Origin of the sequence: Pseudophaeobacter sp. EL27 (genome assembly GCF_900313025.1) — a bacterium.
GTDB lineage: Bacteria > Pseudomonadota > Alphaproteobacteria > Rhodobacterales > Rhodobacteraceae > Pseudophaeobacter.
In genome coordinates this window covers 221,495-233,093 of sequence record NZ_OMPQ01000008.1, presented here as the reverse complement: position 1 = coordinate 233,093, position 11,599 = coordinate 221,495, and the positions used below count along the sequence as shown (strand labels likewise).

The window sequence follows — 11,599 nt, the reverse complement described above, 5'->3', positions numbered from 1 at the left end:
AGTCCTACAAATTCAGACGCGTTAACGCCTGATTTCGTGAAGCAATTATCAATCGCATCACTTTGGATTGGTAGGTTTATTTTCAAGGAACGGCCGCGTGAGAAATCTAACAAGCTTGCAGACAGGCAGTAAATGGATACCCACCTCTCAATTTGTGCAATTTTCGTCCGATCTAGGTTCGTCGGAGATATGCCTGCGAGCGAAAGATATTCTTGAAACAAATTGGACATCTGCATTTCGAGCGCTGGCTGCAACAACTGCAATATTAATTTCAACCATGTCGTTCCTTTCCGTGTGTCAAACGTATTGCTGATTTGATGCTGGAGAGCTGCGTCTCAGAGACTTCCATTTCGACTGAAACCCATAAATTCAGGTCGAGAAAATCTTTTCCAACTAGCTCTTGAATTCCCTTTTGGGACATTTTCATCACATGAACTAGAGTAAAGGATAGCGCCGCTGCTTCCCCCTCAAGCTCATCTTTGCGCCTTTTCTCTTCCAAATCTGACTGTGCGCGCAGTTGCATTAGTACGCCCCCCAAAGCGACAAATGCCGCAAAAATTGCCACCAAAAATGCAACGATATCAAAAATCTTGTTTTCTATTTCTTGAGTGAGGTCTGAATCTAGAGCCCACACCAATAACAACGCGAACACGACACCGACTAACATGCCGAGCACCGATCCGTCAAAGAACTCGAAATTCCTCCAACGAGATTTTTTGTGTCGATCAGGATCAAAGTTCAAGGCGCGCACCTTTGTAAATTCGCTTATTGAATGGGTGTTAGCTAACCCAAGCCCCCAAACTTAGTTACGAGGGCTCGCTATCTGGTAGAAATCTTCGTGTTGAATCGTTGCGAACATCAAATATGCAAGATGTAATGTCCCGCGCACAATGTGTTAGCATCGAGCAATACAGACGATCAATCCCCGATTTTAGAACTTCGCTTTCGCCGCGTCCATCATGTACAACTTATTGCCAACCAATTCGTCGATAGGCCATGTCTGCTTTGGGCTGCGAACTGGCCAATGCGTATGCAGTATCCATGCCAGGTACCGAGGGCGGCTGTTGGCTCGAAGCCGCCCTTCACAGCAACTGCGTCATACGAACGGCTAAGTTTTAACTTGGACCACGCAAGTGGGGCTGCCTACAAGTGGAGCTGCCTAAGAGGCTTGCTGCACTTGTTGGACGCTTATGATTTGAAACGTGAAATTCTGCACCTTCTGCAAACTATGCTCTGGGTAGCAAATAGCGCAAAACTTCGTCCCAGCTCGGAAAGCTAGCGCTTCCAAACTGCACGATCTCACCTTCAAATAACTCTTGTCCATGCCCTCTAACTCGGTCATCCACGAGAAAATCACCCTTCATGAAGCCCTTATTGCAGGACAAAATTAACCGCTCACAGAAATCAAACCCGAGATGTTCTTCAACCCAGACCCGTTTTTCGGTATAGGACATTGGGTTGAACACAGAAGGTGCGCTGAGGATCCATAGATCAAATGTTTGAGCTAGCGTTTTCACCGCATCAACAGCTCCTTCGACCTCAGGCAAACGCCGAAAGAACCCATGCTCAGCTTGTGGGAAGGTCATGGCGGGATTGTGCTCAATCGCTTTCTGGTATGCTCCCAGAAAGTCACACATCACATCGTCCATATCTACGAAGCAGGTCTTTTTAGAAGAGGAGAAAGGCATATTTCATTGGATCCTACTGTGCTACATATAGTCTAGGCAAATGCTGCAGTGCGCGCACCCCAAAAGGCTTACTGCAGCTGTTGGATCTTCTTGATTTATCTAGTTAAGTTGTCAACTTTTTTGTCTTCGAAGCTCAATCGTACTTCGTAAAGACGTGAATTGCTCCAAACTTTGAAAACGTGGCTATCTGCGCTTCGCTGCCGTTCGCCTAGAGCACAGCACCAGCCGAGGCCCCGACCACTCGCTGAATGGCGGCTAGCGGAAAAGCGGGCAAACACTTCGAACTCGCAGGATGCGCTTTGCGGCATTTGGTGTGAAGGTCGTGTTTAGGCTGAGAGCCGACCTTCCGGCACTTCTAGAGTTGATCACTGACCAAGCGGCCCGCCTTGGCTCGGCGTTGACGGCAGCTATGCGCAGATACCGAACTTTGCAAAGACCATGCCGTAGACTTTCGGTGGGCCTTTGTTGAGCACAATGATGCAAGGGTATGGTAGGAAACCACTTTTAAGACCAAAGTTTGGCCTACTTTCTATGAGAAAACTTGACCGAGTGAAGGAGAGGTGTATTTAACTACACGACGAACTTGTAGCTCGGATGCAGCAATGCCAGATTTTTTGAATAATCATTTTAAGGCCCTCAGACAAAACCTACTATCGAAATCTGGACTGGCACACTCTGGGCGAAATTCAACTTTGATTGGGTCCGTGCGAGAACTTGTAATTACTGAGTTCTTTGAAGGTAATTTGCCCAAGGGGTTCGACTACAACACAGGCGAAATCGTTGACCCAAAGGATGTGCGATCTGGACAAATAGACATTCTCATTGTGCCAAACAATGCGCCACGCCTCAGCTTGGGAGAACGGTACGCGATCAGCCTAGCCCATGGAGTTGCCGCGACTTTCGAAGTGAAGTCCGATTTGAACACAAAACATCTTAAGGAAGCTCTGCAATCCACTAATAAAGTAAAGAGATTGTCGATTTCAAAAGGAGACTTATATCCTTGGCCTTGGAGCGCAGAGACAAATAGCGGTAAGGAATTGTGGATACAGGATATTCCAAATTCAATTATTTCGTTTAAAAGTTGCACCGAAAAGCACCTGCTAAAAAAACTGAAGGAGCATGCAGACAATGGAGGTGAGCTGCCAGACACCATTACGTGCTTGGAACTAGATTTTACACTCGTCAGGAACAACGGATGGCTGGCACAGAAAGACGGAGATGATCTTTATATCTCAAGCCATGACGGGATTTTTAAAGGTGCCGCGCCTCTTCTCATTGTGTTTGATTACTATATGAAGGTTCTCCAAGCATGGGACTATGCTAAGCCACGAACGCCGCTTCTAAAGTACCAGCCGGTTTAGGATAACGCGTTTTAGTTTACTTAAAGAGTGATGCTGGTCAAGCTGGGCTCATTTCGAACGAAGGTATTCGAATGGGGAGCTTCAAAAACTCGAAAAATGTCATGAAGTTTGCAAAGCCGTCACAATGTGGCTTGAAGCCGTTGCGATCTGGTCGCAAAGAGTGAGCAATGAATGGTTTAGAAAGCAGATTTTTAATTCTTGAAACTGTGGCATTGTCGAGCTGACTTGAATTGTCGATGTCTGGTTTGGGCTGAGAGAAGTCATTCCAGCGTTACCTACGCAAGCTCCCCTCTCCGGCGGGGGTTTCTTTGTGCACAAGGAGCGCTACCAGGCTCAAAACTGCCCTTTCTTTTCGTTAGGATTGACCGAAAGTGGATATTTATCCATATTTCGATTGACGTGGATATTTGTCCACTTTATCCTCATTCTCATCAGCCCACACCGGGCACCCCGTCGAAGAGGCGCATGACCGAACCAGCCGACGCGCTGACAGGTTGCTGATCGCGGGGAGATTATGAGGAGAAGTAGCGATGAATGCCTTTGCCAAGATACGCACAGAATTGACTGTCTCCGACACAGGTATGCGAACTACAGATGTGATCCTCGCAGCCCGGGCCGCAGCTGGTATCCTTGAGTGGCTGGAGCTCACTACCCCCACCCAAGCTGCTGACCTAGCCAGATCCTGCTTTGACGCGACAATCGCTCACAGTCAGGACGCCGCTCATATCCACCTCTATGGTGTAGACGCCATCGACAAGGATCTGGGCACAGCCCTGCGCCTCTGGTGTGGCCAGGTTCTGCGCTACCTTGGCGCCATGGGAGGCACCGACCCTCTGGTCACCTTCCTGCAGGCCTTCCACTTTGGTGCGCGTGACAAGTTCCACGCTATCACTATGGCCACAGCCAAGCTGGGCGCGGGCTCGTGGGTAGATCCTACCCTGCCCGCCCAGCGCGTCACCTCACATTTCTACGAGATCGAGATGTTTGGCGTCCTTGGCCGCGGCGATAGCCCAACAGCTGCAACAGACAGCTGGCACATGGCCGCCTTAGCCGAGCTCCCTGCTCGCAATCGGTTGGTTCGCCAGGGAGTAGCAGCATGAGCCTGTCGAGCCACCTGGTTGAAACTCCGGAAGATCTGGAAGTGAAGCGCAAGGCCTGGATTTGGAACAAGCGCGAGCTGCTGAAATTCGTCACCCAATATGCCGACGCAGCAGATCCCGGCGCCGTTTCCAAGCCGACATCCTTGCAGAACGCAATCGCGGCCGATGCTGAAAAGGCCAAGTTCCCGGTCACCCTTGTTCGCAAGCTCGGCAACCTGCGTCGTCGTATCGATGCTTCTGATGACAAGGACGGTGAAACGGAACTTGTGACCGAGTTCACAGACAAACTGCGCAGTTATGCTGAAAAGCTTGGACTTGGACAGGCCGTCCAATGACCACATCCTATTTCCCCCGGTCCCGCATTGATGCGGGCACCTTCCCCAGCGGCCCAAGTGCTGCTGGGGTCTTTTCCACCACTCACGGCAAAGGTGATGGGGGATTAACCGCGGCGCGCGCTGTCCTGGCGCAGGTCTCAAACCACACAGACCTCCAGATAGCGCGCGCCTGCCGGATTGTATTGGATACCGATCACTCGGAACCACAGGAGCGCACCGACGCCCAGGCACTGTTTGCCCGGCTCCCGATGGTCGTACCCGCACAGGTTTGCTGCTCAGTGGAGGGATGTTCTAATGCGTAAACCCGACCTGCCCCGCTTTGCTGGCCTGCGCAATGGCGACCTATTGCGCCCAGCGCGCCCCATCATGCCTTGGGTGATCATTGCAATGGCCACCACTGTAGCCATCGCCACCCTTTTCATCTCGCTCTTATGAAAGCGCAGGCCATGACCGAGACAGTCCGCATCTACAGTGCATCTCAAGACTTGCTGGGCCACAAATGGACCTATGGCAGAGTTGTTCTGTTTCGCTCCCTTGGCGGGACACTGCGAGCTCCTGAACCAGTTCAGGGCTATCCAGAGGAAAACTACTGGCAGGCCGATCTGTTTGGCATCCTGCGCACCGGAGGCAGTTGCGATGCTGCGATCCTGGCATGGGCGCACGCGGCAAAGGCCAACGTTCCGCTGCAGGGAACAGATGGCCACCCAGAGTGCCCTTACAGCGGCCAGGGCCTCGCCCCTACCAAACTGATGGAGAATGAAATTGGAAAAGGCTGAAACGTAAAAGATCGGGCGCAGCACGCACACCCGATCTCTATGCCTGTGACAACAAGCTTTGCGGCACCCTAATGGGCGGACGACCCGAGTGCCTGACAACACCTTAGCGTGCATTTGTATCCAAAACCTTAACCCAAAAACAGAAACGCGCACCTCTGAAAGATTCCAAATGGCCGCCTACTACAATGAGCTCGACAAGGGCGCCGCCGCATGGCTGCGAGAACTAATCAGAGCCGGATTAATTGCGCCAGGCGAGGTGGACGAAAGGAGTATTCTTGATGTTAGAGCAGATGAACTTTCTGGATTTACTCAATGCCACTTCTTCGCAGGAATTGGAGGATGGTCCTACGCCCTCCGTCTTGCAGGATGGCCGGACGACAAGCCAGCGTGGACCGGGTCGCCYCCCTGCCAACCCCTYAGCGTTGCTGGAGAGGGCCTTGGACGGGACGACCCCCGGCACCTATCCCCCAAATTTGCAAGCCTGGTCGGGRCCGCCCGCCCCGCAGTGTTGTTYGGCGAGCAAGTCGCTAGCGCGGCAGTCTTCGGAAARATTGCAGCAAAAGCTAAACGCGGCCATGCAAGCGCGCCTGAGTGGGCATGGTGGGAYGATTTATCAGACCGCCTGGAAAGCWCACACTACGCCGTTGGGGCGTCAGATATTCCGGCTGCGGGCRTCGGCGCSCCGCACATCCGGCAAAGAACCTTTTTCGGGGCCTACAATCTGCGATCTCCCACAAGCGGGCTGGTCAACGACGTCAGCACGGGACTGGAAAGACACAGAGGGCATGTCTCAAACGGGCACGAACCCGGACGGGTCAACTCGGAACCGAATGGATCAGCTGGGGCGGCAGTGCCACCTTGCGGGCTGGCCATCAGCTACTGCGACAGATTCACTGCGCCACCCGTCGCAGGAGTTCATGACACCGAACATTACACTAAACCACGCCGCAGTACTGGCGGGCTGGCCGACATGCAAGGCGCAGAACGCGAACAGCCCAGGCCTGCACGGCAACGGAGGTCAGGATCTCCAGACGGTTGCAACAATGTTGGCCACCCCTACCCGCTTAAAGGCTTCTGGAAAAATGCAGACTGGCTTGGATGCCGGGATGGAAAGTGGCGGCCAGTTGAACCCGGATCATTCCCGTTGGCTCATGGGCTACCCGGCAGAGTGGGGCTCCTGCGGGGCTACGGCAATGCAATCTGTCCGTGGGCAGCGAAAGAGTTCATCCAGGCCTTTGAAGAAGCAGCCCGATCTCACCTCACATAATCCTAATTCCAACCTACCCCAACCACCGGAGGCCCTATGACTTCTGTCCACATTCCTGAAGAAGCAAAATTCGTGACTGGGGTTCAGGCGATCCGTTCACCTCGCTGGCCCTTTGGACGTGACACATTTTACAAGATGGTCCGTGCGGGAAGAATCGTAAAGCACCACCCATACCCAGGCTCCCGCCCGGTCTATTCAGTCGCTCAAATCGACGGTCTGTACGCGATTTCAAGCGAAGAGAAAAGTGGGGGCCAAAGTGGGGGCCAAAATCTCTAGAACTAGAAATTATCCAATCTTTTCAATGATAATTTGGTGCGGTCGAGAAGACTCGAACTTCCACGGGTGTTACCCCACAGCGACCTCAACGCTGCGCGTCTACCAATTCCGCCACGACCGCACTGTCTAGGCTTGGTGTGGCGGTATTAGACGAGCCATGACGAGATGTGAAGAGGCAAAATCAAAGAAAGTGCGTTTTCACGACCTCTCTTCGAAACACAAAAGAACTACCCGCTTTAAAAGAGCGTTCGGGGGCGTGGAACAAGCCCACTCCCCCGCGCAATCATCCTCCCCTATATAGGAGAAAACGGTTATTGATCCGCCACTTGCGACGACAGGAATAGGTCCCCGGACATCTGGTCGTAATAGGCCGGGAACTGCTCGTGATTTACGGTAGAGGCCAGTTTCTGCACATCCCGCCGCACCTGCTTGGCCAAGTCATGCAGCGACATGCCCGGCTCTTGAAGCCGTGGCAGCAAGGCCCGGGTGAAGACCGAATTGGGGTTCTCATCATCATCCGACAGGCGGTCCAGCGCAGTTTGACCAGCACCTGCGGAATAGAGGATGAAAGCCCCTTCTGGAGGGTCCATCCGAACCAATCCACGAGCACCACCAACGGCCCGCTTACCATCCTGCGCAAAGGGATTGTTACGGCAGGCATCCAGAACCATCACCGTGGTCCGGGCGCCCCGGCGCTGGAAGGTGTCCAGAATGCGACCGGCAGGGATACTCTCCCCTGTCAGGAAGCTCTCATCGCCGTAGTTTACCACAGGTACGTCCGAGGGCAGCAGGTAGTTGCGCCCATCCACTTCGATGCCATGGCCGGCAAAGTAGAACAGAACCTCATCTCCCGGCTCGATCTGGCCTGCCATGGTCGACACAGCACTGTTGATGTCACGGCGACTGGCGTCATAGAGAGTCAGCACATCAAAACCGAGGTCGACCAAGGCGTTGCTCACGGCCAGTGCGTCATTGCGTGCCTTTTGCAGGGATTCAAGGTTCTCATAGCCATCCACCCCAATCACCAGGGCGCGGCGCTGGATCTGTGGGCCGGTGTAGACATTCTGACTTGGCTCTGGCTCAGCCACTGCGGCTGTCACCGCTGCAGCCGCAGGTGAGCTGAGCGCCGCGACGGCTACGCCCTGCGGCGCCGTGGGTTGCTGTCCATTCTGCCCCTGATACACTTGGCCCTGTATTTGTTGGCCCTGAACCAACTGCCCCTGCGCGGCTTGACCCTGAAGCTGCTGACCCGGAACTGGCAGCCTCTGGTAAACTTGGCCCTGGAAGACCTGCTGCCCCTGCATCTGCTGACCTTGATAGACCTGCCCCTGTGGCACCTGTCTCTGGTAGACCTGCTGCCCCTGGTAGACTTGTCCCTGGGCGACCTGACCAACATAGCCCTGCACAGGCTGGCCCTGCCCCTGGATTAACTGGCCATTCACCTGTGGCTGCACGCCATAGGTTTGCATCGTAACCGGAGCCTGTCCGACATATCCTCCCTGCGGCTGGATCTGTTGGCCATATTGCTGCGGCACCCCAACCATGGTGGTTGTCGGCACACCGGCCATCTGTGGAGCGGGAACCTGCTGCTGCTGTTGCAATTGTTCATTCAAATAGATTTTCAAAAGGATCTTGGAGCCATCGGGATGCGAATTGGCCTGCTGGGTGGCCTGAAACCCGCTGGCCAGGGCGCGCTGGCGCGAGGAGGTGAGAAACCCACGCTCATATTCTGTGAGCTGTCCAGTGGCGGGGTATCCCATATAGGCCTGATACTGGCTGATGGCTGCGCGCGATTTGCGCCCCATCACGCCATCGGGTGAACCAGCCGGGAAACCAAAGTAGTTCAAAGAGGTCTGGGTCTCCTTATTCTGGGTCCGAGCCGCAGAATTTCCGGAGGATCGTCGTGTGGTGGTGGCGCGTCTATTGCGATTGGCTCCACTGACGATGGCGCCGCCAATCAACCCGCCGATCAGCGCGGCACCTAAATTGTCTGCAAACACCGGGCCCACAGATGACGTGGTGAACATCGCGGCTGCCAAGACAGACTTTAGTGACTTTGAAAACATGTCACACCCCTTTATAAAACAAGCAATATGGAATCAGCCTAGACCAGCTCACGCCTCTCGCACGAGTCATTTTGGCAAAAAATCACCTCTAAGGCTAATTGCCTTACCTAATCGACGAGATCTTTGATGGTAGAATGGGTCACGTCTGACAATCTGGTCGACTATGACAGTGCTGTTTCCTTTATGGAAACCCGCGCCGCGGCAATCGCCGCTGGTGAAGCCGAAGAATGCATCTGGTTACTGGAACATCCGCCACTCTATACGGCGGGAACCTCTGCCAAGATCGAAGACCTGACGGACCCGGATCGCTTTCCGGTTTACCCCTCCAAACGTGGTGGCCAATACACCTATCATGGCCCCGGCCAACGTGTGGTCTATGTCATGCTGAATGTCGCCAAACGCGGCCATGATGTGCGCCGCTTTGTGCAGGAGCTAGAAGCCTGGGTGATTTTGGCTCTGGCTGAGTTCAACCTCACCGGCCATATCAGAACAGGGCGTGTTGGCGTTTGGATCGAACGGCCGGACAAACCGCGCCGGGCAGACGGTGGCCTGACGGAAGACAAGGTTGCTGCCATTGGTATTCGGCTGCGCAAATGGGTGAGCTTCCATGGTATTTCGATCAATGTCGAACCTGACCTCGACCACTTTGGCGGCATTGTGCCCTGCGGCATTCAGGAACACGGTGTCACCAGCCTGGTAGATCTCGGCTTGCCCGTTTCTCTCGCCGATGTGGATGTCGCCCTCAAACGCAGCTTTTACGAGGTCTTTGCGGCAGAGATTGGGTGAGCTTCCTTTGCGCTTGTCCCTGATCACAGGGCTGCGATAAACTCTGCGCGTTCAGGCGGACGGGCTCTGCACCATATACCCCCCCGCGCCTTTAGCAAAGCAGGTTGAACTTAGGTTATTGCACCTCCGACAAGTCCTCAAGCGCCGCCAGCACCAGTTCCGGGCAGACATAGAGCAGAACATCCCCCATCCCCGAGCAGACACGAAGCTGGATCTTGTCGGCCCCCAGCACCTGAGGGTACAGCCCTTGCTGTCGCACCAGAGCCTCCTTTGAACCACACAGAAAAATCGTCTGCTCCGCATGGCCAATCACTTGCTCGCGCCAATCCTCTGACGTCAGCATCAGGTCGGCCAGAACCCCTTCCCCGCCCTGCTCCATCATCAAAGACAGACTCAAAGAAAGCAGCGCATCCAGCTCCATCCCCTGGAGCTGCTCCCAGCCCTTGCTGCCAGGCCGCGCCTGACTGTGTACCAAGGCCGAAGCGCCTTGCTGTCGAATTGATTTGCTCCACCTCTTCAGAGCCAAAGGGGCAAGAAATGGGGCAAACCGGGTACAGAGCGCGAGGGAACGGTGAAACCGGTGAAGGCTGCGATAGTCGCGCGCCTGTTTTAACGGCGGCGTTGGTGCGACCCCAACCAAGCCACCGATGCGACCCCGCAAACGCAGCGCGGCAACCCTGGCAAAAATTACCCCGCTGCGATGCCCCAAAAGAAGTGGTCGACGCAGGTTTTCCTGTTCGATAAGTGCTTCGATCTGTGCCACAAAAGCATCGACCTGCTGGTGTTTTTGTGGTGGCGGAGATGAGGCCCCATAGCCCCCGCGCAAAGGCGCATAGACCCGAAAGCCACCAGAGCGCAACTGTGGTTGCAGATGCTGCACCCCAGCAATGCCATCCATCATGCCATGCACAAAGATAACCGGCTGCCCGGTCTCTGCTCCCAGTCTGAAGACTTGGGTTTTGCGCCCTGTCCTGTCTCGTAATTGCAGGCTTGGCGGCAAAACAGCACCACTGGCAATTGCCATATCGCGCGCATGTTCCTGCAATAAAAAACCAACAAGACGGATGAATTCGACGATCCCAGGCGCGCCTGCCTTGGCCGCAATTTCCGTCAACCCCTGCGTCTGCAACTGGCCTGCCTCCAGAGCCAGCACAAAGGCACGCAGATGGCTGACTTCTCGCGGGGTCAGCCCAAATGTCTCCGCTATGAAAAAATTGGCGCTGGCAGGCCAGTAAACATCCAAGAGCTCGACCAATATCGCAATGGGCTGGCCCCCTGCCGTCGCACCCGTACCAATCCAGATCGGGCGGCACAGGAGCTTTTTATTTTGCACCGAGGTTTCAAGGATCAAAATATCCTGCCAGGAAAAATTCTGCGATCCAATTCGCTCTACAAACCTGTACCAACTCCCATTTGCAACCTGCGCCCGGGCCACCCAAGACAGCATTTCCTGTTCTGCCCGCTCCCGTAGGTCCGGCTCCGCGCTTGGCCTCATTCGCCTGTGCAAAAGCTCGCCATCAATGGCGACCAGGATCCAGAGATCCTCCTCTTTGGCGGAACTATCCTCCCATCCAGGAACAGAGGGATCCTCCCAAATTTTCACTGGGCTTGGCCGGTCCATCTGAACCCACTGCTGTTCCAGAATATCCAATGCCCGGGCAAAATGTGCCTGGAGTTCTGGCGCTTCAATGACAGGGCTGGGCCCACTCGACATGGGTTTTTCACGCGCGAATGTGTTTTGTTTTTGCTCGGTCGAGAACCTGTCAAACAGCTGCGGACGCAAGGTAGTTTCATAGATTGCCGCAACAATCTGCTCTTTTGAGGGCAGGATATCTGGCTGCAAATTGGTCACATTGCACCTCGTTACTCATACAGACCCTCAACACAAAATCGGGCAGCGTCCCAACGCCAGAGAAGTCAAACAAACGCAGCTTCTGGGTTCAA

12 protein-coding genes and 1 tRNA gene are annotated in these 11,599 nt (G+C 54.3%); 8 read left to right on the top strand and 5 right to left on the bottom strand.

Annotated features, from left to right (window positions below):
- Nucleotides 1-271: 271 nt before the first annotated feature.
- Together ED661_RS05640 and ED661_RS05635 are read right to left on the bottom strand one after the other, a co-directional pair.
- On the bottom strand, nucleotides 272-742 hold the full coding sequence (locus tag ED661_RS05640) for a hypothetical protein (protein ID WP_162930047.1): 471 nt from the start codon (nucleotides 740-742) through the stop codon (nucleotides 272-274).
- A gap of 484 nt (nucleotides 743-1,226) precedes the next feature.
- Nucleotides 1,227-1,688: a hypothetical protein gene (locus ED661_RS05635; protein ID WP_122072953.1), complete on the bottom strand. Its 462-nt coding sequence runs from the start codon at nucleotides 1,686-1,688 to the stop codon at nucleotides 1,227-1,229.
- A 602-nt stretch (nucleotides 1,689-2,290) separates the two neighbouring features.
- Here ED661_RS05635 and ED661_RS05630 point away from each other — a divergent pair.
- From ED661_RS05630 to ED661_RS22395, 7 genes are all read left to right on the top strand, one after another.
- Nucleotides 2,291-3,049: a DUF6602 domain-containing protein gene (locus tag ED661_RS05630; protein WP_162930046.1), complete on the top strand. Its 759-nt coding sequence runs from the start codon at nucleotides 2,291-2,293 to the stop codon at nucleotides 3,047-3,049.
- Between the two features lie 530 nt (nucleotides 3,050-3,579).
- On the top strand, nucleotides 3,580-4,149 hold the full coding sequence (locus ED661_RS05625; RefSeq protein ID WP_254054775.1) for a hypothetical protein: 570 nt from the start codon (nucleotides 3,580-3,582) through the stop codon (nucleotides 4,147-4,149).
- A complete protein-coding gene (locus ED661_RS05620; RefSeq protein ID WP_122072951.1) occupies nucleotides 4,146-4,484 on the top strand; it encodes a hypothetical protein in 339 nt (112 codons plus the stop codon). The genes ED661_RS05625 and ED661_RS05620 overlap by 4 nt, the downstream gene beginning before the upstream one ends.
- Nucleotides 4,481-4,786, top strand: a complete 306-nt coding sequence (locus ED661_RS05615) for a hypothetical protein (protein WP_122072950.1) — start codon at nucleotides 4,481-4,483, stop codon at nucleotides 4,784-4,786. Before ED661_RS05620 ends, ED661_RS05615 begins: the two co-directional genes overlap by 4 nt.
- Nucleotides 4,779-4,919 carry a hypothetical protein gene (locus ED661_RS21855; protein ID WP_162930045.1) on the top strand — a complete coding sequence of 47 codons (141 nt, stop codon included), beginning with the start codon at nucleotides 4,779-4,781 and terminating at the stop codon, nucleotides 4,917-4,919. The genes ED661_RS05615 and ED661_RS21855 overlap by 8 nt, the downstream gene beginning before the upstream one ends.
- An 11-nt stretch (nucleotides 4,920-4,930) precedes the next feature.
- Nucleotides 4,931-5,260 carry a hypothetical protein gene (locus ED661_RS05610; protein WP_122072949.1) on the top strand — a complete coding sequence of 110 codons (330 nt, stop codon included), beginning with the start codon at nucleotides 4,931-4,933 and terminating at the stop codon, nucleotides 5,258-5,260.
- A gap of 169 nt (nucleotides 5,261-5,429) precedes the next feature.
- A complete protein-coding gene (locus ED661_RS22395; protein WP_122072948.1) occupies nucleotides 5,430-6,527 on the top strand; it encodes a DNA cytosine methyltransferase in 1,098 nt (365 codons plus the stop codon).
- A 310-nt stretch (nucleotides 6,528-6,837) separates the two neighbouring features.
- Here ED661_RS22395 and ED661_RS05600 read toward each other — a convergent pair.
- A tRNA-Leu gene (locus ED661_RS05600) sits at nucleotides 6,838-6,924 on the bottom strand.
- A 190-nt stretch (nucleotides 6,925-7,114) separates the two neighbouring features.
- A complete protein-coding gene (locus ED661_RS05595) occupies nucleotides 7,115-8,869 on the bottom strand; it encodes a caspase family protein (protein ID WP_122072947.1) in 1,755 nt (584 codons plus the stop codon).
- Nucleotides 8,870-8,995: 126 nt separating this feature from the next.
- Here ED661_RS05595 and lipB point away from each other — a divergent pair, with 126 nt between their 5' ends.
- Entirely contained in the window at nucleotides 8,996-9,655 is a 660-nt protein-coding gene (gene lipB, locus ED661_RS05590; protein WP_122072946.1) for a lipoyl(octanoyl) transferase LipB, read from the top strand.
- A gap of 115 nt (nucleotides 9,656-9,770) precedes the next feature.
- Here the strand turns inward: lipB and ED661_RS05585 are convergent, their stop codons facing one another.
- Nucleotides 9,771-11,507, bottom strand: coding sequence for an alpha/beta fold hydrolase (locus ED661_RS05585; protein WP_122072945.1), 1,737 nt, complete (start codon nucleotides 11,505-11,507; stop codon nucleotides 9,771-9,773).
- Nucleotides 11,508-11,599: the final 92 nt, after the last annotated feature.

Bases quoted from the DNA above. Each gene is read 5' to 3' on its own strand.
- ED661_RS05635 (WP_122072953.1), bottom strand. From the start codon at position 1,688: ATGCCTTTCTCCTCTTCTAAAAAGACCTGCTTCGTAGATATGGACGAT.
- ED661_RS05630 (WP_162930046.1), top strand. From the start codon at position 2,291: ATGCCAGATTTTTTGAATAATCATTTTAAGGCCCTCAGACAAAACCTA.
- ED661_RS05625 (WP_254054775.1), top strand. From the start codon at position 3,580: ATGAATGCCTTTGCCAAGATACGCACAGAATTGACTGTCTCCGACACA.
- ED661_RS05620 (WP_122072951.1), top strand. From the start codon at position 4,146: ATGAGCCTGTCGAGCCACCTGGTTGAAACTCCGGAAGATCTGGAAGTG.
- ED661_RS05615 (WP_122072950.1), top strand. From the start codon at position 4,481: ATGACCACATCCTATTTCCCCCGGTCCCGCATTGATGCGGGCACCTTC.
- ED661_RS21855 (WP_162930045.1), top strand. From the start codon at position 4,779: ATGCGTAAACCCGACCTGCCCCGCTTTGCTGGCCTGCGCAATGGCGAC.
- ED661_RS05610 (WP_122072949.1), top strand. From the start codon at position 4,931: ATGACCGAGACAGTCCGCATCTACAGTGCATCTCAAGACTTGCTGGGC.
- ED661_RS05595 (WP_122072947.1), bottom strand. From the start codon at position 8,869: ATGTTTTCAAAGTCACTAAAGTCTGTCTTGGCAGCCGCGATGTTCACC.
- lipB (WP_122072946.1), top strand. From the start codon at position 8,996: ATGGTAGAATGGGTCACGTCTGACAATCTGGTCGACTATGACAGTGCT.